This is a genomic window from Brevibacterium otitidis (assembly GCF_042429315.1).
In the GTDB taxonomy this organism is placed as follows: domain Bacteria; phylum Actinomycetota; class Actinomycetes; order Actinomycetales; family Brevibacteriaceae; genus Brevibacterium; species Brevibacterium otitidis.
The window spans coordinates 13,020-36,823 of the sequence record NZ_JBHMAU010000023.1 but is presented as its reverse complement, the minus strand read 5'-3'; the positions used below and the strand labels follow the sequence as shown (position 1 = coordinate 36,823).

23 protein-coding genes are annotated in these 23,804 nt (G+C 66.4%); 15 read left to right on the top strand and 8 right to left on the bottom strand.

Annotated elements, in window-relative coordinates:
* The first annotated feature begins 192 nt into the window (after positions 1 to 192).
* Positions 193 to 1,149: a glutathione S-transferase family protein gene (locus ACFFN1_RS02665; RefSeq protein ID WP_376838349.1), complete on the top strand. Its 957-nt coding sequence runs from the start codon at positions 193 to 195 to the stop codon at positions 1,147 to 1,149.
* 55 nt (positions 1,150 to 1,204) lie between these two features.
* On the opposite strand, the gene ACFFN1_RS02660 is transcribed toward ACFFN1_RS02665, so the two are convergent.
* From ACFFN1_RS02660 to paaA, 6 genes are read right to left on the bottom strand one after another with little or no spacing between them, the layout of a single operon-like run.
* A complete protein-coding gene (locus tag ACFFN1_RS02660; protein WP_376838346.1) occupies positions 1,205 to 2,026 on the bottom strand; it encodes an enoyl-CoA hydratase/isomerase family protein in 822 nt (273 codons plus the stop codon).
* A 60-nt stretch (positions 2,027 to 2,086) separates the two neighbouring features.
* Positions 2,087 to 3,241 carry a 1,2-phenylacetyl-CoA epoxidase subunit PaaE gene (gene paaE, locus ACFFN1_RS02655; RefSeq protein ID WP_376838344.1) on the bottom strand — a complete coding sequence of 385 codons (1,155 nt, stop codon included), beginning with the start codon at positions 3,239 to 3,241 and terminating at the stop codon, positions 2,087 to 2,089.
* Positions 3,241 to 3,810 (bottom strand): 1,2-phenylacetyl-CoA epoxidase subunit PaaD, encoded by a 570-nt coding sequence (gene paaD / locus ACFFN1_RS02650; protein WP_376838342.1) that lies wholly within the window; start codon positions 3,808 to 3,810, stop codon positions 3,241 to 3,243. Before paaD ends, paaE begins: the two co-directional genes overlap by 1 nt.
* 14 nt (positions 3,811 to 3,824) lie before the next feature.
* Positions 3,825 to 4,751, bottom strand: coding sequence for a 1,2-phenylacetyl-CoA epoxidase subunit PaaC (gene paaC / locus ACFFN1_RS02645; protein WP_376838339.1), 927 nt, complete (start codon positions 4,749 to 4,751; stop codon positions 3,825 to 3,827).
* A complete protein-coding gene (gene paaB / locus ACFFN1_RS02640) occupies positions 4,748 to 5,083 on the bottom strand; it encodes a 1,2-phenylacetyl-CoA epoxidase subunit PaaB (protein ID WP_376838337.1) in 336 nt (111 codons plus the stop codon). The genes paaC and paaB overlap by 4 nt, the downstream gene beginning before the upstream one ends.
* A gap of 1 nt (position 5,084) precedes the next feature.
* Positions 5,085 to 6,098: a 1,2-phenylacetyl-CoA epoxidase subunit PaaA gene (gene paaA, locus ACFFN1_RS02635; RefSeq protein ID WP_376838335.1), complete on the bottom strand. Its 1,014-nt coding sequence runs from the start codon at positions 6,096 to 6,098 to the stop codon at positions 5,085 to 5,087.
* A gap of 241 nt (positions 6,099 to 6,339) precedes the next feature.
* Between paaA and ACFFN1_RS02630 the strand changes: the two genes are divergently transcribed.
* From ACFFN1_RS02630 to ACFFN1_RS02620, 3 genes are all read left to right on the top strand, one after another.
* Positions 6,340 to 6,804 carry a hypothetical protein gene (locus ACFFN1_RS02630; protein ID WP_376838333.1) on the top strand — a complete coding sequence of 155 codons (465 nt, stop codon included), beginning with the start codon at positions 6,340 to 6,342 and terminating at the stop codon, positions 6,802 to 6,804.
* 340 nt (positions 6,805 to 7,144) lie between these two features.
* Complete coding sequence (locus ACFFN1_RS02625; RefSeq protein ID WP_376838331.1) at positions 7,145 to 8,137, top strand: LacI family DNA-binding transcriptional regulator; 993 nt, start codon at positions 7,145 to 7,147, stop codon at positions 8,135 to 8,137.
* A gap of 212 nt (positions 8,138 to 8,349) precedes the next feature.
* Entirely contained in the window at positions 8,350 to 8,718 is a 369-nt protein-coding gene (locus ACFFN1_RS02620; RefSeq protein ID WP_376838329.1) for an MFS transporter, read from the top strand.
* Here ACFFN1_RS02620 and ACFFN1_RS02615 read toward each other — a convergent pair.
* A complete protein-coding gene (locus tag ACFFN1_RS02615; RefSeq protein WP_376838326.1) occupies positions 8,675 to 10,000 on the bottom strand; it encodes an ISL3 family transposase in 1,326 nt (441 codons plus the stop codon). The two genes, ACFFN1_RS02620 and ACFFN1_RS02615, sit on opposite strands and share 44 nt — an antisense overlap.
* Positions 10,001 to 10,088: 88 nt before the next feature.
* Between ACFFN1_RS02615 and ACFFN1_RS02610 the strand changes: the two genes are divergently transcribed.
* On the top strand, positions 10,089 to 11,531 hold the full coding sequence (locus tag ACFFN1_RS02610) for a hydantoinase B/oxoprolinase family protein (RefSeq protein ID WP_376838323.1): 1,443 nt from the start codon (positions 10,089 to 10,091) through the stop codon (positions 11,529 to 11,531).
* A 372-nt stretch (positions 11,532 to 11,903) separates the two neighbouring features.
* On the opposite strand, the gene ACFFN1_RS02605 is transcribed toward ACFFN1_RS02610, so the two are convergent.
* A complete protein-coding gene (locus tag ACFFN1_RS02605; RefSeq protein ID WP_376838322.1) occupies positions 11,904 to 12,437 on the bottom strand; it encodes an Abi family protein in 534 nt (177 codons plus the stop codon).
* A 389-nt stretch (positions 12,438 to 12,826) separates the two neighbouring features.
* On the opposite strand from ACFFN1_RS02605, the gene paaI reads away from it, so the two are divergent.
* The 10 genes from paaI to ACFFN1_RS02555 all read left to right on the top strand — a co-directional run bounded on the left by paaI (position 12,827) and on the right by ACFFN1_RS02555 (position 23,718).
* On the top strand, positions 12,827 to 13,318 hold the full coding sequence (gene paaI / locus ACFFN1_RS02600; RefSeq protein WP_376838319.1) for a hydroxyphenylacetyl-CoA thioesterase PaaI: 492 nt from the start codon (positions 12,827 to 12,829) through the stop codon (positions 13,316 to 13,318).
* A gap of 47 nt (positions 13,319 to 13,365) precedes the next feature.
* Entirely contained in the window at positions 13,366 to 14,733 is a 1,368-nt protein-coding gene (paaK, locus tag ACFFN1_RS02595) for a phenylacetate--CoA ligase PaaK (protein ID WP_376838317.1), read from the top strand.
* Positions 14,734 to 14,821: 88 nt separating this feature from the next.
* Complete coding sequence (locus tag ACFFN1_RS02590) at positions 14,822 to 15,427, top strand: TetR/AcrR family transcriptional regulator (RefSeq protein WP_376838314.1); 606 nt, start codon at positions 14,822 to 14,824, stop codon at positions 15,425 to 15,427.
* 192 nt (positions 15,428 to 15,619) lie between these two features.
* Positions 15,620 to 15,787 carry a hypothetical protein gene (locus ACFFN1_RS02585; RefSeq protein WP_376838313.1) on the top strand — a complete coding sequence of 56 codons (168 nt, stop codon included), beginning with the start codon at positions 15,620 to 15,622 and terminating at the stop codon, positions 15,785 to 15,787.
* A gap of 26 nt (positions 15,788 to 15,813) precedes the next feature.
* Positions 15,814 to 15,873, top strand: a complete 60-nt coding sequence (locus ACFFN1_RS02580; protein ID WP_376838351.1) for a potassium-transporting ATPase subunit F — start codon at positions 15,814 to 15,816, stop codon at positions 15,871 to 15,873.
* Complete coding sequence (gene kdpA / locus ACFFN1_RS02575) at positions 15,873 to 17,534, top strand: potassium-transporting ATPase subunit KdpA (RefSeq protein WP_376838312.1); 1,662 nt, start codon at positions 15,873 to 15,875, stop codon at positions 17,532 to 17,534. Before ACFFN1_RS02580 ends, kdpA begins: the two co-directional genes overlap by 1 nt.
* A 2-nt stretch (positions 17,535 to 17,536) precedes the next feature.
* Positions 17,537 to 19,588: a potassium-transporting ATPase subunit KdpB gene (gene kdpB, locus ACFFN1_RS02570; protein ID WP_376838311.1), complete on the top strand. Its 2,052-nt coding sequence runs from the start codon at positions 17,537 to 17,539 to the stop codon at positions 19,586 to 19,588.
* A gap of 11 nt (positions 19,589 to 19,599) precedes the next feature.
* Positions 19,600 to 20,199, top strand: a complete 600-nt coding sequence (gene kdpC / locus ACFFN1_RS02565) for a potassium-transporting ATPase subunit KdpC (protein ID WP_376838308.1) — start codon at positions 19,600 to 19,602, stop codon at positions 20,197 to 20,199.
* Entirely contained in the window at positions 20,189 to 23,026 is a 2,838-nt protein-coding gene (locus ACFFN1_RS02560) for a DUF4118 domain-containing protein (protein ID WP_376838305.1), read from the top strand. Before kdpC ends, ACFFN1_RS02560 begins: the two co-directional genes overlap by 11 nt.
* Positions 23,023 to 23,718, top strand: a complete 696-nt coding sequence (locus ACFFN1_RS02555) for a response regulator (protein ID WP_376838304.1) — start codon at positions 23,023 to 23,025, stop codon at positions 23,716 to 23,718. Before ACFFN1_RS02560 ends, ACFFN1_RS02555 begins: the two co-directional genes overlap by 4 nt.
* Positions 23,719 to 23,804 lie beyond the last annotated feature (86 nt).

Sequence of the window (23,804 nt, the reverse complement as noted above, 5' to 3'; positions counted from 1 at the left end):
CGCGTCGCCGACTGAACGTCATGTACGCGATGATGAAAACAGGCACGCTATACGAGCCCCGAATCTCTGCAGCTGCTTGACAACCACCATAGGGACACCCCCCGCAATCACGACGGCACCCAGCCCGACGAGAATCCCGAGCATTCGACTGCCGGCGTCTATGTCTCCAAGGGCAAGGCATTCACCCGGGACATGAACTACATCGACGACCGCATTGTCGCTGACCCGCAGACGGCTGAGAAGTCCCACGCCGATCAGCAGCTGTGGCCGGTCGAGGCCGGCCGCTACCGGCTGGCAGCAGCCCGCGCCTGCCCATGGGCCAACCGCACGCTCATCGTCCGGCGGCTGCTCGGCCTCGAGGACGCTCTCTCGCTCGCCTTGGCAGGGCCGACCCATGACGCACGCTCGTGGACCTTCGACCTCGATCCCGGCGGCGTCGATCCGGTTCTCGGCATCGAGCGTCTGCAGCAGGCCTACTTCGCCCGCTACCCGGACTACCCGCGCGGCATCACAGTGCCGGCGATCGTCGAGATCGACAGCGGCAAGGTCGTCACCAACGACTTCAACCAGATGACCCTCGACTTCTCGACCGAGTGGACCGCCCACCACCGCGAGGGCGCCCCCGACCTGTACCCGGAGGCGCAGCGGGAGGAGATGGACGAGCTCATGCAGTGGGTGTTCACCGAGGTCAACAACGGCGTCTACCGGTGCGGGTTCGCAGGATCCCAGGAGGCCTATGACGAGGCCTTCGAACGGCTGTTCTCCGCACTCGACACGCTTGAAGCCCGCCTGCAGGACCAGCGGTTCCTCATGGGCGCAGCGATCACCGAGGCCGATGTCCGCCTCTTCACCACGCTCGCCCGCTTCGACGTCGTGTACTACTCGCACTTCAAGTGCAACCGCCAGCAGCTGCGGGACTTCCCGAACCTGTGGGCCTATGCCCGCGATCTGTTCCAGATGCCCGGCTTCGGCGACACGGTCGACTTCCAGCAGATCAAGGACCACTACTACATCGTGCAGAGGTCGGTGAACCCGACCGGCATCGTGCCGCTCGGTCCGGACACCTCCGGCTGGCACACCCCGCACGGCCGCGAGTCGCTCAGCGACCGCCCGTGGGGTGAGGGCACCGCGCCCGCGCCGGTGAGCTGAGCCGGCAGATCCTGTACCGGCCACTGGGCTCAGCCGGCCGGCACAGCCTGAGCCCTCAGCCGAAGTTCGGCTTGCGGCGCTCCTGGAAGGCGCGGAACCCTTCGCGGTAGTCATCACTCGTGCGCGCCCGCTCCTGCATGAACGCCTCGGTGTCCCACACCTGCGGCAGGCGGGTGCGCTCATCGGCGAGGTTCTGCGTGAAGTGCTTCTCCATCGCGAACGTCCCGGCCGGACCGGCCGCCATCTTCGCCGCCTTCTCACGGGCGAAGTCGAGCAGCTCTCCGGCTGGGACGGCACGGGAGACGACCCCGGTGGCTGCCGCCTCGGCGCCGGTCATGAAGTCGCCGGTGAGGATGAGGTCCATGGTGCGGTGGTAGCCGAGCCGGTCGAGGAACACCGCATGCGCCCCGGAGTCGAGGATCGCGCCGATCGCCGCGAACGGGGAGCCGAACTTCGCATCCTCGGCAGCGTAGATGACATCGGCAGCTGCGGCGAGCCCGTAGCCCAGGCCCAGGGCTGCGCCCTGGACGACGGCGATGACGGGGATCTCGAGTGAGCGGATGGTGTCGAAGACCGGCCAGAAGTCGCCGTTGAGGAACTCATAGGCGTCATCGGTTTCGACGTCGACGCCGTCGATGTCGCGGCCGGAGCAGAACACCTTCCCCTCCCCGCGCAGGATGAGCGCCCGCACGGTGCCGTCGTCGATGAGCGGCAGCAGCGCTTCGAGGTGGTCGAGCAGCGCATCGAGGGCCTCGGCGTCGAGCGCATTGCGTGAGGCCGGGCCGTCGAGCACGATCTCAGCGACCGGGCCGGTCGCCGCAGCCGGCGCGCCCGCCGCGTCCTCGGGGTTGAAGTGGGTTGAGGTGATGGTCGTCATCGGGTTCCTTTCAGCCCTGCGGGGATCTGCCGGCGGCGCCGGTTCCGGCCGCCGGTGCTCTTACTGGTCGTAGTCGACTTCGACGCTGTCGCTGGTGGGCACCGACTGGCAGGTGAGCACATAGCCGGCCTCCAGCTCATCGGGTTCGAGCGCATAGTTGTCGGCCATGTCGACGGTGCCGCAGATGAGCTTGGCCTTGCAGGTGCCGCACACGCCGCCGGCGCAGGCATAGGGCACATCCGGCCGGGCCGACAGCGCCGTCGAGAGCACCGTGTCCGGGCTGTCCTGCGGGGTGGTCGCCTTGCCGGTGCGCCCGTCGAGGGTGAAGGTCACGGTGTGCACCGGGCCCGAGGCGGCAGCCGGCTTCCGCGGTCTGCGCGGGCCTGATCTGCCCTCGCCTTCCCGGCCGGTGGTGAAGAGCTCGAAGTGGATGCGGGAACGTTCGACACCGTGGGAGTCGAGCAGGGTGCGGGTCATCTCGACGAGCGGCAGCGGCCCGCACAGGAACCATTCGTCGACGGTCTCCGGCGGGATGACGAGTTCGAGCAGCCGGGTGAGCTTCTCCTCGTCGATGCGCCCGGAGTACAGCTCGGCGCTGCGGCCCTCCCCGGAGAGGAAGTGGTGAACGTCGAAGCGGCCCATATGGGCGTCCTTGAGATCGGCGAGATCGTCGAGGAACATGACGTCGGTGCTCGTGCGGTTGCCGTAGAGTAGGGTGAAGTGCACGCCCGGATGGGTGCGCAGCACCGCGGCGGCCAGCGACATCACCGGGGTGATGCCCGAGCCGGCAGCGATCGCGACGATCCGGCCGGTGTCGGACTTCGTCAGCCGGGAGGTGAAGCTGCCCTGCGGGTTCATCACCTCGATCGTGTCGCCGATCGCCAGGTCGTTGCGCACATGGGCGGAGAACAGGCCGTCGGCGACTTCCTTGACGCCGATCCGCAGGGTCTTCCCGTCCGGGGGCGCGCACAGCGAGTAGCTGCGGCGGATCTCGGTGCCGTCGATCGTCGTGCGCAGCGCGATGTGCTGGCCGGGGATATAGGAGAACTCCTCGCTCAGCTCCTCGGGCACGGCGAAGCTGACCTCGACTGCGGTCTGGGTCAGCTCACGGATGCCGCTGACCTTGAGCGGGTGGAAGCGCAGCCGCTGCCGAGGCGGTGCTTTCGTCTCCGGGGCGGGTGCGGCTTTGAGCTGGGTTTCAGAGGCTGCGGTCATCAGTGCACCTTGAAGTAGTCGAAGGGCTCGAGGCAGTCGTTGCAGCGGTAGAGCGCTTTGCACGACGTCGAGCCGAAGCGGGAGAGTTCAGCGGTGTTGAGCGAGTGGCACAGCGGGCATTTGACGGCCAGGCTCAGCCCGACCGGGCCGGCGGCGGCCCTGCCGGTGGGCGGGGCGATGCCGTACTCCGACAGCTTGGCCTTGCCCTCTTCGCTCATCCAGTCGGTCGTCCAGGCCGGAGAGAACACGAGTTCGACGTCGACGCTGTCCGCACCGGCATCGCGGCCGGCGCGCTGGACGTCGGCGCGGATCGTCTCCATCGCCGGGCAGCCGGAGTAGGTCGGGGTGATGACGACATGGGCGTGCAGCCCGTCGTCGACGCCAGGCACGCTCGCCTCGGCGGTTTCAGCCACCTCGGCAGCGGGCACGACCTCGACGGCGCGCAGGATCCCCAGGTCCTCGATCGTGAGCACCGGGATCTCCGGATCGCACACGCCGCGCACGGCACGCACGATCGCCTCGGCGATCTCGGCCGGCTCCATGGGCGGAGCGGGGGTCTCGGCGGTCATCACAGGCGTCCTCCTCACCAGGTGACGCCGGGATGCTGGCGGGCAAGCACCTGCATCTCGGCGAGGATGTAGCCCAGGTGCGGCGAGTGCAGACCGGAGCGTCCCCGGCCGCGGGCCGGCGGCACCTCGGGCGCGGTGAGCGTGGCGGTCTGAAGGATCTCAGCAAGCCGGGCGTGGTACTCCTCGCGCAGCCCGGCGGCGCTGACGGCGACACCGGTCTCGACGAGCTCGGCCCAGCCGCTGTCGTCGAAGAGCTCCTCGAGGTACGGCCACATCACGTCGATGCCGGCCTGCATGCGTTGGTGGGACTCCTCGGTGCCGTCGCCCAGGCGCAGCGTCCACATGGTCGCGTGCTCGACGTGGTAGTCGACCTCCTTGAGCGACTTCGCGGCCACGGCGGCGAGGAACTCATCGGCGGAGTCGAGCAGGCCGCGGTAGAGCAGCTGCTGGTAGAGGCTGGTGAGCAGCACCTTGGCGATCGTCTGCCCGAAGTCGCCGTTGGGCTGCTCGACGAGCCCGCAGGAGCGGAACTCGGCTTCGTCGCGGAAGTAGGCGAGGTCGTCCTCAGTCTTGCCGAGGCCGCGGCCGGCGTACTGCAGGAACATGCGCGCCGCACCGAGCTGGTCGAGGGCGATGTTCGTCAGCGCAATGTCCTCTTCGAGCTCCGGGCCCTTGGCGACGAGCTCGCCGAGGCGCTGGGCGGTGATGAGGGCGTCGTCGCCGAGGGCGAGGGCGTAGCGGGCGACGTCCTCGCGCGGCACGGTCGTGATGGTGGCCGTCAGCGGCACCCCGGCGCCGGGCAGCAGCGGGTCGACGACGAGCTCATCGCCGACCGTCGGCATGCCGGTGGCCGCCGGGACGGCCTCGGCAGTGGGCGCCTCGGCAACGTCGGTGGCCGGCGCCTCGGGCTCGGCCTGCGGGTTGAGGGGTTCGGTGCTCACAGGTGCGGCACCCCCTCGGCGCGGGTGTAGAAGGTCGGGTGGCGGTAGACCTTGTCGGCAGCCGGTTCGAAGTAGGAGTCCTTCGAGTCCGGTTCCGAGGCGGTGATCTGCTCGCTTGGCACGACCCACAGGGACACGCCTTCGCTGCGGCGGGTGTAGAGGTCGCGCGCGTTGGCCAGGGCCATGCGCGCATCGGCGGCGTGCAGGGAGCCGGCGTGGACGTGGGAGAGCCCGCGGTTGGAGCGGATGAAGACCTCCCACAGCGGCCAGCCGCCGGTCGGCGTGCCGGTGGCGTTCTGCTCCGCGCCCGAGGCGGTGGTCGGGTTCGTCATCTCAGCTGGCCTCCTGGTAGGCGTCGGCGGCGCGCTGCGCCTGCTTGGCGGCGTAGACGCTGGCGGCTTCGCGGACCCAGGCGCCGTTCTCGTGGGCGGACTTGCGGTTGGCGATCCGCAGGTGGTTGCAGGGGCCGCGGCCCTTGAGGACTTCCTTGAACTCCGTCCAGTCGATTTCGCCGAAGTCGTAGTGCCCCCGCTCCTCGTTCCACTTGAGGTCCGGGTCCGGCAGGGTGAGGCCGAGGTGCTCGGCCTGGGGGACGGTCATGTCGACGAAGCGCTGGCGCAACTCGTCATTGGAGAAGCGCTTGATCTTCCACGCCATCGACTGTGCCGAGTTCGGCGATTCGGCATCCGGCGGGCCGAACATCATGAGCGAAGGCCACCACCAGCGGTTGACGGCGTCCTGAGCCATGGCCTTCTGCGCTTCGGTGCCGTGGGAGAGTTCGTAGAGGATCTCGAATCCCTGGCGCTGATGGAAGGACTCCTCCTTGCAGATGCGCACCATCGCTCGGGCATACGGGCCGTAGGAGGCGCGGCACAGCGGCACCTGGTTGCAGATCGCGGCGCCGTCGACGAGCCAGCCGATCGCACCCATGTCCGCCCAGGTGGGAGTCGGGTAGTTGAAGATCGAGGAGTAGCGGGCGGTGCCCTCGATAAGCTGCTCGGTCATCGTCGAGCGGTCGATGCCGAGGGTCTCGGCGGCCGAGTAGAGGTACAGGCCGTGGCCGGCTTCGTCCTGGACCTTGGCCATGAGGATCGACTTGCGCTTGAGGCTGGGCGCGCGGGTGATCCAGTTGCCCTCCGGCTGCATGCCGATGATCTCGGAGTGGGCGTGCTGGCCGATCTGCCGGATGAGGGTCTTGCGGTAGGCCTCGGGCATCCAGTCGCGGGGTTCGATGCGGCCTTCGGCGGCGATCTGGGCGTCGAACTCAGCCTGCGCCTCGGTGTGGTCGGGCTGGCCGTCGTGAGTGGGCACGGCCGCGGGTGCCGGGCGGTCTGCGGTTTGCATCATTGCTCCTCTGCTGATCAGAATTACTGACCATTTGTTCAGATAATGGTAGCGCGGGTGACGCTGCTCACGCAAGACCGCTTTTCCGGCTGCCTCAACCGCCGCGTTCCGCTTGTTCTCGCCGTTTTCCAGGGGTGATCCGCTGGGGCATGGTCGCCGCACACACACCTGGTGAGACCAGCTTCCGAGGCCGGCCGGTTTCGACAGTTTTCCAGCGGCCTCACAAGATGTACGGAAGGACATAATGTCAACGACAACCGATATCACCCTGGCGGCTTCGCTCATCGATGAGCTGACCGCCATCCTCGCCGTCGCGGATCCGGAGCCTGCCGAATCCTGGATCTACAAGATCGGCAATCTTCCCATCGGCATGGTGGTGGGGCGGCTGAAGTCCATCGGGCAGATCCACGACCTGCTCGTGAGCCTCCCGCACGACTGTTTCCTCATCGTCCAGCAGGAGAGGTCCCCCTGGGTCTTCACGCAGGCATGGCGCAAGGGAAACAGCTTCCAGACGGAGTGCAGTGCGCCCGAGCGCAAAGACAGCGAGGACGGAGGCAAGGACAGGGGGCACAACATCCGCCGCTACTGCTTCACCGGCGGGGACAACCTCCCTCTGGTGCTGGCACAGCAGGTGATGGCGGCCTACGTCCAGAGCGAGGGAAGCCTGCCGGAGATCACGGGACTGCAGCACAAGATCGAACCCTACTGAGAGGTGGCAGCCGTGCTGCGCCGCAGCGGTCACGCGCACAGCGATGACCGGTCCGGCGCGCTCGCACCCTGAGGCAACAGGATCGATTCCGCGGGGCACTCACCCAGCCAGGGTGAGTGCCCCGCGGGCTGCCGTTGGGAATCAATAGAGGCCAGAAGAACTCCGCGGCAGATCCCAGCGAGCGCTTCACCGCGCGATTCGGTTGCCACAAGCCGGCCTTCGATACTGCCCGGCTAGTCTTGAAGACATGACCGGCCGAGCCAAGAAACGACATACAGACACACCGCCTCACGCTGGCGATAAAGCTGACGCAGCGAAGAGCAGCAGGACCCCCTCTGCAGTGACGATCCGCGATGTGGCGGCCGCCGCCGGGGTGTCAGTGTCTACGGTTTCTCATACGTTCTCCGGCGCTCGCCCAATCTCAAAGAAGACTCGCGATCGAGTTCTTGCGGCCTCTCGAGAGCTCGGCTACGTTCCAAATGCCCACGCACGGAACTTGAGGCTGGGACGTTCAGGCATGATCGGATTGATCCTTCGCCCCAGGTTCGCAGTCGCCGGCACACCCGACGTTGCGGAAACCTTCAACCGACTCATTGGTTCGGCGGCTACTGCCGCCCTCAGACGCAGGCTTGGACTCGTCCACATCCCGGCGCTCGATGATGACACCTACGAAGTCCCTCCGATGGACGGCTGCGTCGTGGCTCACCCATACGAGAACGACGAGACCATTCGCTTTCTTGAACGCACCGAAATCCCGTTCGTCCTCGCCGACCGTGACCCTGCACGAACGGATCTGCCCTGGACCGTCGAAATCGACTATGAGACAGGACTGAAGGACATCTTCGAGGCGACAAGCCCAGATAGACGACATGTCATCCTGATGCCAGGAACCGAAGGAAACCAATGGAACCGGGAAGCTGAGCGCGTGTACAGCGAATGGTGTGGATCGACCGGCCAGACGCCGGAGATTCGACTCCTCAGCGAGGGCGCTACCCCAGAGGAAACGCGAAGTTTTGCGGTGGAAGTACTGCAACAGCACAACAGGCCGGTTGGCCTTGTGTTTGCATCCTCGAACTCCGGCATACAGATCATCGAGGCAGCGGAACAGCTCAGCCTAAAGATTCCTGATGATCTGTCCCTTGCGGCGCTGACTGACAGCACCCACTCGATAGCATCCGTCCCATCCATCACGTCTCTGGACCTCGCTCACGAGGAGCTCACCGAAACGGCAGTGGAACTGCTGACCAAGCGAATTGCCGGGTCGGCTCCTCCGGATTCTCCGATCAAGGTCAGCCCAAGCGTCAGGATCCGAGCATCTTCCCCTGCGGACTGACACCGGCACGCCCAATCCCTCGGGCCTCAGCGGATCCAGTGAGGCGCTGACTGCAGTCAACAAGTGGATCATCTTCTCCCAAGAACGCAGACTGCAAACCCTTGACATGACAGGAGTCACACTTTAGATTCATCAAAACGCTTTGATAGTCGATGTTTCCAGCAGCACTGGCGCTGTTGGAACCCAGTTCTTTCCGTTCAAGGGACAAGCGCATGACACATCCCAAAAATGACGTTCTCAAGCAACCCGTACTGACCGTAGGCGATGCGTTTACTCAAATGCGCCTGCAGAGAGCACACGCTGTCGTCGGCGTCGTGCTGTTCATCACCTTCGTCATTGAGGCCTGGGAACAAGTCGGGCTCATCTACGTCAGCCAGTACCTTGCCGAGGACTTCAAGATCTCGATGGCACAGGTTGGCACCGCGCTCGGCGCAGTAGCCCTCGGCATGGTTCCCGGAACGCTTCTCTGGGGTGCGTTGGTGGAACGGCTGGGCAAGAAGCGCGTCTCAGTTCTCAGTCTGTCCCTTTACGGGCTCTTCAGAGTTGAGTGTGGGTTGATGCGTCCAGGCCGCCAGCGATGAGCAGCATGCGGAGTCGGTAGTTCTCGAAGTTGTGGAATCCGCGAGCGATCCGCCTGCCCAGCTCGATGAGCCCGTTGACCGCCTCGGTGCCACCGTTGCTGGCACCGTCGGTGTCGAAGTACGCCAGGATCGTCGTCTTCCATTTCCGCAGCGTCCTGCCCAGTCTGGCGATCTCTGGGATCGGGCACGTCGGCAAGGCCTCGATCACGCGGGTGGCCAGCCTGCGCCCTTGAGCGTGAGTGTCCTGGTGGAACATGTCACGCACGTCCTGGGCGCACTGGTAGGCGACTTCGACACTGATGTGGTCCTCGTGCGCAGCGAACGCCGCTTCGAGTCTCGTACGCTGCCGGTCGGTGAGGCGTTCGCGTCCGGCCCGTAGAAGGTTGCGGATGCCGTAGAGCGGATCGCCCTTCCGGCCCCGGTGCCTGAGTGTCTGCTGCTGGATACGACGGCGAACGTCATCAACAGCGCTGGTGGCGAGCTTCACGATGTGAAAAGCATCGAGCACACAGGTGGCGTCGTCGAGTTGGTCATCGATCGCGTTCTTGTATCCCTGGAACGGGTCCAGCGTCGCGACCCGCACACCCTGGCGGAAGGAAGGCCCGCGTGCGGTGAGCCAGTCTTTGTACACGGTGCCTGAGCGTCCCGGGACGAGATCCAGCAGACGCGCGGTTCGGTGCCGGTGGCGGGTGAGGTCGACCATGCCGGTGAGTTCTTTCGGTCCGCGCCGGCGCGGATCGGTGTGGTGCCAGACGTGCTCATCGACGCCGAGAACCTCGACGCCGTCGAACCGTGCCGGATCGTCAGCGGCGGTGTTGAGCACTGGCCGGATCTGGGACCACAGGGTGTTCCACGTCGTGCCCAACTGGCGGGCCAGTCCCTGGATAGAGGCGTTCTCATACCGCAGCTGACGGATCGCCCACCGGACCGCGCGGGTTGTCAGCAGGCCGCGCGGGGCGGCTACCTGCGGGTTCTGCTCGAGGAACGTCACGACCGGGCAGGCAGACTCGCGGCAGATCCAGCGGTGCTCGCGCCACCGCAAGCGGGCAGGACGGCCAGCGGACGGAGCATCGACCAGGGTCACAGTGACGCGTCCGTGGCCGGTCGGGATGACGCCGCAACCGGGACAGCCGGTCAGCCAGTCGCAGGCCTCGATGTCGAGGACGACGGCAGTGTCGGTGGCATCGACGTCGGTCAGGTGCAGTCCGGGGAGGCCGAGGAGGACATCGCAGCGACTGCAACGGTCCAGAGATGTCGAGCAGGAACACGTAGGATGGGGCATTGTCGAGGTCCTTGAGATCAGCGGGGGTTAAAGTCCACTCATCATCAGGGACCTCGATACTTATCCCCAGCACCCCTGCCCGATCAGCGTGCCCACAATCAACTCTGAAGAGCCCGAAAACCTGCTGGGTGCCGACTGCTGGGAGGAAGGTGATGTCTGGGTTCTCAATGACTCCTACATTGGCGGAACGCACCTGAACGACTGCACCGTCTACGCTCCGATCTTCGTCGATGGTTCGCTCAAGGGTTTTGCTGTGTCTCGTGCCCACTGGGTAGACATGGGCTCAAAGGATCCGGGCGGATCTATGGACTCGACCAACATCTACCAGGACGGTCTGCGCTTCCCTCCAGTGCGTCTCGTGCACAAGGGCAGCGAGGTGCCCGACATGATGCGCCTCATGTCGCTCAACGTCCGTTTCCCATATGAAACCCTTGGTGACATGCGAGCGCAGGTGGCCTGTGCTCGCATGGGAGCCAAACGCCTCGCGGAGCTCTACTCGCGTTACAACGATGCCGAGATCACTGAAGCTCGCAACGAGATCTTCCGCCAGACGGAGGAGCTCGAGCGCGAGCGCATTGCCGCCATTCCGGATGGCGAGTACCACGCAGAAGGCTGGCTGGACAACGACGGCGTCAACCTTGATGTTCCCCTCAAGGTGGGAGTGCGTGTAGTTGTCGATGGCGACACCATGCTGATCGACTTGACTGACTCAGCTGACCAGACGGAAGGTCCTGTGAACTGTGGTCGCGCGCAGGCAGTCTCTGCGGCACGCGTCGGCTACAAGCTCATCGTGTCACCAGATGTCTCGCTCAACGGAGGTTCGTTCGCTCCGCTCAGCGTTGATGTCCGCGACGGCAGCCTGTTGGCAGCGCAAGACCCGGCGGCATGCCAGTACTACTACTCCTCATTGGGCATGCTCATCGATCTCGTCGTCAAGGCACTCGCTCCGGTGATTCCACAACAGATTGCCGCAGCCAGCTATGGTGACTCGATGATCGTGCAGTTCACAGGCACCGACCCACGAACACAGCAGCCCTTCGTCACGCTGGAGGCCACTGTTGGTGGATGGGGCGCTTGGGAAGGCGACGACGGTGAGACAGCGCTGATCAATAATGTCAATGGATCCTTGCGCGACTTGCCAGTCGAAGTTGTCGAGACTCTGTACCCGGTACGTGTCCGCGAGTACCGGATTCGACCAGATTCTGGCGGCAGAGGCCAGTGGCGCGGCGGCAACGGCGTCATCCGTGAATACGAAATGCTCGGAGAGCTTGAACTGTCACTCTGGTGGGAACGATCCGTCACCCCTGCCTGGGGAGCTGAGGGAGGCGAAGCAGGCGCTGCACCCATTGTCGAGATCAATCCGGGCACCGCGGATGCTGTCACTTTGCTCAAGGCCAATGCCCTGCGTGTGAAGGCCGGTGACATTATCCGTTGCCAATCTGGCGGTGGAGGCGGGTTCGGCGATCCCGCTAAGCGCGCCCCTGAATCGATCAAGAATGACCTGGCGGACGGAATGATCACCACCTGGTGATGTGAGCCGGCCGTTGCCTCCACTTCCATGGTCGGGCAGAGTAGCTGGCTTCATCGGCCTGCAGGAGCCTGGTGGGCGGATCCCCCGAATCGCCCACCAGGTTCCTGCTGTTGGCGCGATCCGGAAACTGACTCGGAACCCATTCCGGAACACCAATCTCCTCCAGGCGTTCCGTTCCTCCCACGGCCCATAGCCTGCGCAGCTCAGCGCGCTGTGCTTCCTTGCTTGTCGAGACCGTGCGCCTCGCGTCCTACGCGCTGGCTGGCCGTCCACTGTGTCCTGGCCGAGCCGGGGACGATGCTCACGGCACTCATCCGCACCCCGGCATCCCTGTCCTTCCGCAGTCAGCCGCGCCGCAACCACCACCACGAGCTAGTGCAGGCAAACCATAATTTCCACTGCAGCCCAGATGGGCATATCCCCGCTGTATTTTGCTTTGTGATGAGCGACGAAGTCTTCTCTGGAAGCCTTCAAAGCAGCTGTGTATTTTCCTAGCCAGACTTCATGCATACTGCGGCCGTCGTTGCGTCGCTGACGTGCACGCGGGGCTAAGAGGTTTACGGACAGGTGGACCAGCGGATCGATACGCCCCAGTTCGTATCCGAGCATGGCTCGAACGGCCAGCTCGACTCGGTCCAGGTCGTTGAACACAGCATGCCGCAACCGCTCGTCAAACTCATAGAGCGCAACAACCAAGTCGAACGATGCGCCATCGACGAACTCGTCTAGCGCCTCGCCTGTGGCTGGGGCAAAGCGGCGCATCGGATACCAATATCCCGACAAACGATAGTAGTTGAGCCGAGTCAGAAGGTGCTCGGCACGAACTGGGTCATCGACACGCATCCCACGCGAACGCAGCAGCTCGACCTGCTCTGCGTACGTTTTGAACTGCTTCGCCAGAGTCACTAGCGGGATCACCTTTTCAGCAAACGAAGACCGGCCCTGGACTCCCACCGAAGTGGGCAGCGGAACCGGTCATGTTACTTGGGATTTTACCGCAACTGATGCGCACGAGACCACCTGCCGCTGAAACTCTTGGACAGTGTCAGAACCGGGCCGCGAATCCAGCCGATCACATCGCGAAGGGTTCGCACGTTCGCCTGTCACCACCACAGCCTTCCGATCCGCACCTACACCGCCCCGCAGTTACAGCTAGCATCACACTCAGATTCCCTCGCTGCATCTCACCGGATCTTGAGACATTTCGCCCGTGTGGTTGACAGCACAGTCCTCGAGGGTGGAGATTTAATGACCAAATGGTCATTTAATCGCCGCGTGCTCGAGGAGGAGCCCCCATGACCGACACCCAGCCCGCTGCCCACCTCATCGGCGGACAGGAGCACACCGGCCCCGAGGCGATGTACGCCAACGATCTGGCCTCCCGCCACCTCGGGATCACCCTCGATGACCACGGCGACGGGCACGCGACGTGCTCGATGACCGTGACTGAGACGATGGTCAACGGCCACGGCATCACCCACGGCGGCTACATCTTCCTCTTCGCGGACACGACCTTCGCGATGGCCTGCAATGAGATCGGCTCGGTGACCGTCGCCTCGGGCGGGGACGTCACGTTCCTGCGCCCGAGCCGCACCGGCGACACCCTCACTGCCCACGGCAAGCGGGTGGCGGCCACCGGGCGCTCAGGCATCTACGACGTCGAGGTGTTCCGCGGCGAGGAGCTCATCGCCGTCTACCGAGGCCGCTCCCGCACCCTGCCCGCCCCGCCGGCGCCATCGCCATCGCCATCGGCATCGGCATCATCGAACCCGCCGGCTGACCGCTGATCCTCCCCCATCCCACCCAGACGCAGAGACGAAGGAGTCCTCACCTCATGGCCGAAACCCCCACCTCCGCGACCACCACCTCGGGCACGGCAGCCAGCCGCCACCTCGGGCAGGCGCCGGACCCGCAGACCCTTGACGCCGAGGAGCGGATGAGTGTCGATGAGCTGCGCGCCCTGCAGCTCGAACGGCTCCAGGCCAGCGTGCGGCGGGCCTATGAGAACGTGCCGCACTACCGGAAGTCCTTCGATGAGGCCGGCGTGCACCCTGATGACATCACGAGCCTCGACGACATCCGGAAGCTGCCCTTCACCCGGAAATCGGATCTGCGCGACAACTACCCGTTCGGGATGTTCGCCGTGCCGCGTGAGCAGGTCGCCCGCATCCATGCCTCCTCGGGCACGACGGGCAAGTCGACCGTCGTCGGGTACACGAACGACGACATCAACTGCTGGTCGTCGCTCATCGGCCGGTCGCTGCGCGCCGCCGGCGGCCGCCCGGGTCAGATGCTGCACAACGCCTACGGCTACGGACTGTTCACCGGCGGGCTCGGCGTGCACACCGGTGCTGAGCGCTCCGGCTACACCGTCGTGCCGATCTCCGGCGGGCAGACCCCGCGGCAGGTGCAGCTCATCCAGGACTTCAAACCGGAGATCATCACCGCCACCCCGACCTATCTGCTCACGATCATCGACGAGTTCGCCCGCAAGGGCATCGATCCGGCCGAGACTTCGCTGCGGACCGCGGTGTGCGGCGCGGAGCCGTGGACGGATGGGATGCGCCGGGAGATCGAGCGAACCTTCAACCTCGATGCCGTCGACATCTACGGGCTGTCCGAGGTGATGGGCCCGGGCGTGGCGATGGAGTGCGTGGAGACCAAGGACGGCCCGACGATCTGGGAGGACCACTTCTATCCCGAGATCGTCGATCCGTTCACCGGTGAGGTGCTGCCCGATGGGCAGGAGGGTGAGCTGGTGTTCACCTCGCTGACGAAGCAGGCCACCCCGATCATCCGCTACCGCACCCATGACCTCACCAGCCTGCTGCCCGGCACGGCGCGTCCGGCCTTCCGCCGGATGTCGCGGATCACCGGCCGCTCCGATGACCTCATCATCATCCGCGGCGTCAACCTCTACCCCGCGCAGGTTGAGGAGGTCGTCTTCGAGTTCGAGCAGCTGAGCCCGCACTTCCAGCTCGTCCTCACCCGCCCGGGCCGCATGGATCAGCTCACCATCGAGGTCGAGGCGCGCCCGGACCTGCCGACGAGCACCTGGCAGGCACTCGAGCGCGAGGTCGCTGCCCGGATCAAGGATTCGCTCGGAGTGTCCGCGACGGTCATCATCGTGCACCCGGATACGCTGCAGCGCTCGGTCGGCAAGCTCAAGCGCATCATCGACCGCCGTGAGGACATCCGCTGAGTCGGGGGACGAACTCGACGCGGACGGCGCTGTCCCGCGAAGGGGACGAGACCGCAGCCGGGCCTGCCGGTGGACCTAAGATGGGACGATGACTGCTCAGACGGAGGCGCCCAAGCGGCGCGGCAGGCCCGGCTATGACCGCGAGACGCTCATTCAGCGCGCGATCGAGGTCTTCAATGAGCGCGGCTACCACGGCACGTCGATGGACACCCTCGCCCGGGAGCTGGGGATCACGAAGTCGGCGATCTACCACCATGTGGGGTCGAAGGAGGACCTGCTGGAGCAGGCGATCGCCCGCGGCCTCGACCAGCTCTTCGCCGTCATCGACACCCAGGACGCCCGCACCGACCTCACCGCCGAGCAGCGGCTGCATGCCGTGGTGCGCGGCAGCGTCAAGGTGCTCATCGACTATCGCGACTCGGTGGCGCTGCTGCTGCGGGTGCGCGGCACCTCGGCGGTGGAGCGCCGGGCGCTGGAGAAGCGCCGCGAGATCGATCAGCGCACCCGGGCGCTCGTCGAGGCGGCGATCGCCGAAGGATCCCTGCGCAGCGACATCGATCCCGGCCTCATCACCCGGCTGCTCTTCGGCATGGTCAACTCGCTGACCGAGTGGTACCGGCCGCGCCCGGATCGTGACGCCACCACCGTCGCCGAGGCGGTCGCGAAGATCGCCTTCGAAGGGCTGCGCGGCTAAGCCCCGCCCCGCCGTTTCCGCATGTCAGCGCCCCTGAGGAGGGCGTCTTTCCGGCTGCCGTACTGCGGCCTGGATCACACCCCCTGCGGCTGTCTGCAGCAGGGGGTTAAACGCGCGTCAAAGCTCCTTCACGGGGTGTCAAGAAGGCGCTAAAGCCGCCGGTCCCACCGTGCACTCACGTGTGACATAGAGGTGCTCTGCCCACGCAGGCGAGCACCACAGCTGACTGCAGCCGGTGCGCTGCAGAGCTCGCAACACGTTCATCTGTACGGAGGTTTCATGGACATCGTGTTCATCGCCCTGACCATCGGCGTCTTCATCGCCTTCGCCGTCTTCGGCCAAGGGGTGGAGAAGCTGTGAGCCCCGCCGACATCATCGGCCTCCTGATGGCCGGTTCTGCCATCGCCTACATGTTCTACGCACTTCTGCGACCTGAAAGGTTCTGATGTCACCTCTCTGGATTGGGCTGGCTCAGATCGCCCTCACCCTCGGAGCGCTTGCGCTCATCCACCGTCCCCTCGGCGCCTACATGGCCCACATCTTCACAACGGAGAAGGACCTCGGCATCGAGCGGGTCATCTACCGCGTCTGCGGCGTCGATCCCCGCTCCGGCCAGCGCTGGAAGACGTACTTCTTCTCAGTCCTCGCCTTCTCGGCGCTGTCTGTGCTCATCGTCTACCTGCTCCAGCGGCTCCAGCAGTGGCTGCCGCTGAGCCTCGGCATGGGCCCTGTGCACGCTGACCAGGCCTGGAACACCGCCGTCTCGTTCACCACGAACACCAACTGGCAGTCGTACTCCGGTGAGGAGGCCCTCGGCATCCTCTCCCAGATGGCCGGCCTGGCGGTGCAGAACTTCGTCTCCGCCGCAGTCGGCATCTCCGTGGCGATCGCCCTCATCCGCGGCATCGCTGCACGCAAGGAGAACACGCTTGGCAACTTCTGGGTCGATCTCACCCGCGGTGTCATCCGCCTGCTGCTGCCGATCTCCATCGTCGCAGCGGCTGCGCTCATCCTCGCCGGCGCCGTGCAGACCCTGCAGGACCCGGTCGTCGTCACCACCGTCACCGGTGACACCCAGACCATCGTCACCGGCACCACCGCCTCGCAGGAGGTCATCAAGGAGCTCGGCACCAACGGCGGCGGCTACTTCAACGCCAACTCCGCCCACCCGTTCGAGAACCCCCAGGCGTGGACGAACCTGCTGGAGATCTTCCTCATCCTCATGATCCCCACCGCGCTGCCGCGCACCTTCGGCATCATGGTCGGAGACAAGCGTCAGGGCTGGGCCGTCCTCGGCGCCATGGGTGTCCTCTACGCGATCTCGCTGACCGTCACCCTCACCTCGGAGCTGGCGAACACCGGCAGCGCCATCAGCCAGGCCGGCGCGGCCATGGAAGGCAAGGAAGTCCGACTCGACGTCGTCGCCTCCTCCTTCTTCGCCACCTCGACCACGCTCACCTCGACCGGTGCCGTCGACAGCTTCCACTCCAGCTACTCCGGCTTCGGCGGCGGTATGCTCACCCTCAACATGCTGCTCGGCGAGATCGCCCCCGGCGGTGTCGGCGCAGGCCTGTACGGCATGCTCGTCGTCGCCCTGCTGTCGGTGTTCATCGCCGGCCTCATGGTCGGCCGCAGCCCCGAATACCTCGGCAAGCGGATCGGACCGCGCGAGATCAAGCTCATCAGCCTCTACATCCTCGTCGTTCCGGTGCTCGTGCTCTGCGGAACGGGGCTGGCGATCGCCCTGCCGTCGACGCTGGACTCGATCCTCAACCCCGGCCCGCACGGCCTGAGCGAGGTCCTCTACGCCTACACCTCGGCGTCGAACAACAACGGTTCGGCATTCGCCGGCTTCAACGCCGACACCCCGTTCTTCAACGTGACCCTCGGATTCGCGATGCTCCTCGGCCGCTTCGTTCCGATCGGCCTGGTGCTGGCACTGGCCGGCAGCCTCGCTGAGCAGAACCGCACGCCGGAGACGGCCGGAACCCTCACCACCCATCGGCCCCTGTTCGTGGGAGTCATGGTCGGTGCCTCGCTCATCGTCACCGGCCTCACCTTCCTCCCTGTTCTCGCACTGGGACCAATCGCAGAAGGACTCATCTGAATATGGCGCACACCCCCACACAGACTCGCGCTCTCAACAGCGAGCAGATCCGCGCGGCGTTGCCCGTCGCGGTCAAGAAGCTCAATCCGCGTGAACTCGTGCGCAATCCCGTCATGTTCCTCGTCGGGATCGGCTCGGTGTTCTCGCTCATCCTCGCCTGTGTCGAGCCCAGCGTCTTCGCGTTCAGCATCGTGGCGTGGCTGTTCCTCACCGTGCTGTTCGCGAACTTCGCCGAGGCGGTCGCCGAGGCCCGCGGCCGCGCGCAGGCCGACAGCCTGCGCCAGGCCCGCGTGAGCACCTCGGCGCACCGCAAGGCCGCCGACGGCAGCATCGAGGAGATCTCGGCGACCGAGCTGGCCCCCGGCGACATCGTCGTGGTCTCGGCCGGCCAGGCGATCCCCGGTGATGGCGATGTCATCGCCGGCATCGCCACCGTCGACGAGTCCGCCGTCACCGGCGAGTCGGCGCCCGTCATCCGCGAGTCCGGCGGCGACCGGTGTGCGGTCACCGGCGGCACGACGGTGCTGTCCGACCAGATCGAGGTGAAGATCACCTCGAAGCCCGGTGAGACCTTCATCGACAAGATGATCGGCCTCGTCGAAGGCGCCGCACGGCAGAAGACGCCCAATGAGATCGCGCTGACCGTGTTCCTCTCGGTGCTCACGATCATCTTCCTGCTCGTCGTCCTCACCCTGCAGCCGATGGCGGTGTACTCCGGCGCGGAGCAGAGCCTCCTCGTCCTCACCGCGCTGCTCGTCTGCCTCATCCCGACGACCATCGGCGCGCTGCTCTCGGCGATCGGCATCGCCGGCATGGACCGCCTCGTCAAACGCAACGTGCTGGCCCTCTCCGGCCGTTCGGTCGAAGCCGCCGGCGACGTCTCCACCCTGCTGCTCGACAAGACCGGCACGATCACCGTCGGCGACCGCCAGGCCACCGACATCATCCCGGTCGGCGGCACGAGCAGGGACGAGCTCGGCCGCGCCGCGCAGCTGGCCTCGCTGGCCGATGAGACGCCTGAGGGCCGCTCGATCGTCACCCTGGCCACGGAGTCCCTCGGCCAGGCAGCCGTTCCCGAGGCGGAGTACGCCCAAGCCGTGTTCGTTCCGTTCTCTGCGAGCACCCGCGTGTCGGGCATCGAGCTCTCCGACAGCCACCGCATCCTCAAGGGCGCCGCCACCGAGGTGCTGCACAAGGCGGAGGAGTCCGGCGTCGACACGGCCGTCATCGAGGAGGCGCGGCAGCGCGCCGAGGAGGTCTCGCGCGGCGGCGGCACCGCCCTGCTCGTCATCGAGCATCGGGAGCAGCAGACGCGCCTGCTCGGCGTCGTCGTCCTCACCGACGTCATCAAGCCCGGCATCAAGGAGCGCTTCGCGCGGCTGCGCGAGATGGGCATCCGCACCGTCATGATCACCGGTGACAATGCGCTGACCGCCAAAGCCATCGCCGCAGAAGCCGGCGTCGACGACTACCTCGCCGAGGCCACCCCGGAGGACAAGCTCGAACTCATCCGCAAGGAGCAGTCCGGCGGCAACATGGTCGCGATGACCGGTGACGGCACGAACGACGCGCCGGCTCTAGCGCAGGCGGATGTGGGCGTGGCGATGAACACCGGCACGCAGGCAGCGAAGGAGGCCGGCAATATGGTCGACCTCGATTCGGACCCGACGAAGCTCATCGACATCGTCGAGATCGGCAAGCAGCTGCTCATCACCCGCGGTGCGCTGACGACCTTCTCGATCGCCAATGACGTGGCCAAGTACTTCGCGATCATCCCGGCGATGTTCATGACCGCGGTTCCGGCGCTCGGTGCGCTCAACATCATGCGGCTGAGCACTCCGGAGTCGGCGATCCTCTCGGCGGTCATCTTCAACGCCCTCGTCATCGTCGCCCTCATCCCGCTCGCGCTCAAGGGCGTGAGCTACAAGCCCTCGAGCGCAAGCCAGCTGCTGGCCCGCAACCTGTTCTGGTTCGGCTTCATCGGCCTGGTCGTGCCGTTCATCGGCATCAAGCTCATCGACCTCGTCATCAGCATCATCCCCGGCATCGGCTAAGGAGTATCACCATGAATTCATCTGCTCATGCCCTGCGCACCGTCGGCACGGGACTGCGTGCGCTGCTCGTCTTCACCCTCATCACCGGCATCGTCTACCCGCTCGCCATGACCGGCTTCGGTCAGCTCGTGCCGCATCGGGCGAAGGGGTCGATCATCTACGACGCCGATGGCAATGCGGTCGGCTCCGAGCTCATCGGCCAGGACTTCTCCGCCGACGACTCCCTCTTCCAGTCTCGGCCCTCAGCGGCCGGCGACAACGGCTACGATGCGCAGTCCTCGGGCGCCTCGAACCTCGGTCCGACGAGCGAGGAGCTCGCCGCGAGCATCGCCGAACGGAAGGAGGAGATCGCCGCACGCGAGGGCGTCGATCCCTCGGAGGTGCCGGCCGATGCCCTCACCGCCAGCGGCTCGGGCCTCGATCCGCACATCTCCCCGGCATATGCTGAGATCCAGGTCGCGCGCGTCGCTGAGAAGAACTCGCTGAGCGAGGACGAGGTCCGCAGCCTCGTGCAGGACAACACGGCACACCCAGCCCTGGGCTTCATCGGCACCGAGCGCGTCAACGTCCTCAAGCTCAACCTGGCCCTCAAGGAGATCCATGGCTCATGAGTCCGCCGACGGCAGCCTCCGCCGCGGCACCCTCAAGGTCTACCTGGGTGCCGCCCCGGGGGTCGGCAAGACGTGCGCGATGCTGGAGGAGGCCCACGGCCTGCTCGAGCAGAACCGCGACGTCGTCGTCGGCATCATCGTCACGCACGGCCGACGGCACACTGCCAAGCTGGTGGAGGGCCTCGAACAGGTGCCGCTGCGCACCGTCGAATACCACGGCGGCACCTTCGAGGAGCTCGACGTCGATGCGGTCATCGCGCGGCGTCCCGAGGTCGTCCTCGTCGACGAGCTCGCCCACACGATCGTCAACGAGGAGGCAGCCGAACCCGGCGGCAGCTCACTCGAGATCGAAACGGATGAGGCGGACAGGTCCGGCACCGACGCCGAGGTGACCGGCACCTCGGGGACGGTGACCGGCACCTCGGGAGGGGCCGCTGACACGGCTGGAACCGCAGCTGAGCGGCCCGGCACCGCAGCCGACAGAACCGGTGCAGTCGCCGGGCCGGCGGCCACGGGCGTGCGCACGAAGCGCTGGCAGGACATCGATGTGCTCCTCGGAGCCGGGATCGATGTCATCTCCACCGTCAACATCCAGCACCTCGAATCGCTCAACGACGTCGTCCGCGACATCACCGGCCGCAAGCAGCTGGAGACCGTCCCCGATGCGGTGCTGCGCGCAGCCGATGAGATCGAACTCGTCGACCTCAGCCCGGATGCGCTGCGCATCCGGCTGGCGAAGGGACTCATCTACAGCGCCGAGAAGGTCGACGCGGCACTGACGAAGTACTTCCGCACCGGCAATCTCACAGCGCTGCGCGAGCTCGCCCTGCTGTGGCTGGCCGACAAGGTCGATGAGGGCCTCGCCCGCTACCGCTCCGACGAGCAGATCGAGAAGGTCTGGCCGACCCGCGAGCGCATCGTCGTCGCCGTCACCGGCGGGCCCGAATCGCAGGCGCTCATCCGCCGCGGCATGCGCATCGCCGGTCGCACCGCCGGCCGCGAGCTCATGGCCGTCCACGTCGTGCAGGAGAACGGTCTGCGGCAGCCGACCTTCGCCGGCATCACCGAGGCGCGCAAGCTCATGGAGTCCTTCGGCGGCACCTGGCATACGGTCACCGGCGACGACATCGCCGAGGCGCTGCTCGACTTCGCGCGCGGCGCCAACGCCACCCAGCTCATCATCGGCGCCTCGCGCGCCCCGTGGCTGCAGCGGCTGCTCGGCACCGGCGTCTCGACCGCGGTCGTCGCCGGCTCCGGCGACATCGACATCCACATCGTCACGCAGGAGGGGCTCGGCAAGCGCCCGATCCGCCCGCCGCGGGCCAGTGCGCTGCCGATCTCCCGCCGGCTCATCGGCTTCGGCCTCGCATTCGGGCTGCCGGTCATCCTCACGCTGTCGTTCCTGGGGCTCGGCCGCGAGGAGGTCTCGCTCAGCCTCAACATGCTGACGTACATCACCGCGGTCGTGTTCGTCGCCCTCATCGGCGGCTGGTGGCCTGCGGTGACGGCAGCGCTGGCCGGCACAGCCTGCATCAACTGGTTCTTCACCTCGCCCTTGGGGACGTTCACGATCGACCAGTTCGAGAACATCGTCGCCCTGGGGCTGTTCCTCGTCGTCGCCGCCGCGGTCGCCGGCGTCGTCGACCTCGCCGCCCGGCGGGCCCAACAGGCTGCCGAGGCGCGAGCGCAGGCGCTGCTGCTCTCCGAACTGGCCGGCTCGGTCATCAAGGAGGGCACGCATGTCGAGGCGCTGCTCGCACAGGTCTCCGAGGCGCTCGGCCAGGAGGTCGCCTGCGTGTGCCGACTGAGCACCGACTCCTCACCGGAGGCCACGAACACCGCCGTGTGGGAGCCGGTGGTGAGCTCCGGCGGCACCCTCACCAGCTCCCAGGACGCCACCGAGACCGTGCAGCTCGACGACCGCCACCGGCTCATGCTCAAGGGACGCACCCTCAACGCCTCGGAGTCGCAGATCCTCGACGCCTACGCCGGGCGCATCCTGCACCTGCTCAACGCCAAGGAGCTGCAGGACACGCGCATCGCCGCGCAGCGCCTGGGGGCGGCGAATGCTGTGCGCACCGCGCTGCTGACGGCGGTCTCCCATGACCTGCGCACTCCGCTGGCCGGCATCAAGACCGCGGTGTCGAGCCTGCGCATGACCGATATCGAGCTCTCCGAGGAGAACCGCGCGGAGATGCTCGAGGCGATCGAGGACTCCGCCGATGTGCTGGAGAACGTCATCACGAACCTGCTCGACATGAGCCGCATCGAGGCCGAGGACCTGTGCGTCGGGCGCGTCGGCGTCGATGTCGCTGATGTCGTCAGCTCCGCCCTGCTCGAGGTGGGCCCCGCCCTCTGCCCGACCGACACCCGCGTCGAGGTCGCCGCGGAGCTGCCGCTGATCGTGGCCGACTACGGCCTGCTGCAGCGCGTGCTCGTCAACCTCGTGAGCAATGCCGGCAAGTACGGCGGCCCCCGCTGCCTCATCGACGCCGACAGTGTCGGCGACACGGTGCTGCTGCGGGTGCGAGACTATGGAAGCGGAGTCAGCGACGATCAGAAGCGGCAGCTGTTCGTGCCCTTCAAGCGCTTCGGCGACCAGTCATCGGGCACTGGTCTGGGCCTCGGCCTGGCGGTCGCCCACGGTCTCAGCGAGGCGATGGGCGCCCAGCTCAGCGCCGAGGACACCCCGGGCGGTGGTCTCACCATGGTGCTGACGCTGCCGATCGCCGACGCTGAGTCCGACAGCGAACCCGCTGACCCGCTGGGGGCACTCCCAGCGGCACATGAGACCCCAGGGGCTGAGGAGAAGGAGTCGGGAGCATGACCACTGTGTTTGTCGTCGAGGACGACGCCACCGTCGCGCGGGCGCTGATGCTGAATCTGACCGCCCGCGACTACACCTGCCGCCACGCGTCGACCGGAGCGATGGCGCTGCGGCTGGCGGCCGATATCGCCCCGGATGTCGTGCTCCTCGACCTGGGCCTGCCGGATCTTGACGGCGTCGACGTCATCGACGGGATCCGCGGCTGGTCGCAGGTGCCGATCATCGTCGTCTCCGCCCGCCACGAGGCGCAGTCGAAGATCGAGGCGCTCGACCGGGGTGCCGATGACTACGTCACCAAGCCCTTCGCCCTCGGTGAGCTGCTCGCCCGGCTGCGCGCGGCCCTGCGCCGCACCGATCCGGCCGATAAGCCGCCGGCTGTCATCGAATCCGCCGATGGCCGCATCCGGGTCGACCTCGCGGCGACGACGGTGAAGTGCAACGGCGAGCTCGTGCGCCTGACCCCCAATGAGTGGGGCGTGCTCAGCGTGCTCGCCCGCAACCACGACCGGCTCGTCACCGGCCAGGAGCTGCTGCACGAGGTGTGGGGTCCGCAGTACAGCACGGAGACGAACTACCTGCGCGTCTACATCTCGCACCTGCGCCAGAAGCTCGAGATCGACTCGGCCCACCCGCAGTACCTCATCACCGAGCTGGGGATGGGCTACCGTTTCGTCACGACCGAGCTGGGCTGAGGCGGGCCTGCGTCACCTGACATCCACAACTGCAGTCACCCTGGTGGTGTGATTGCGTCGCGGAGGCAGGCGGCGTCAGGCCGCCG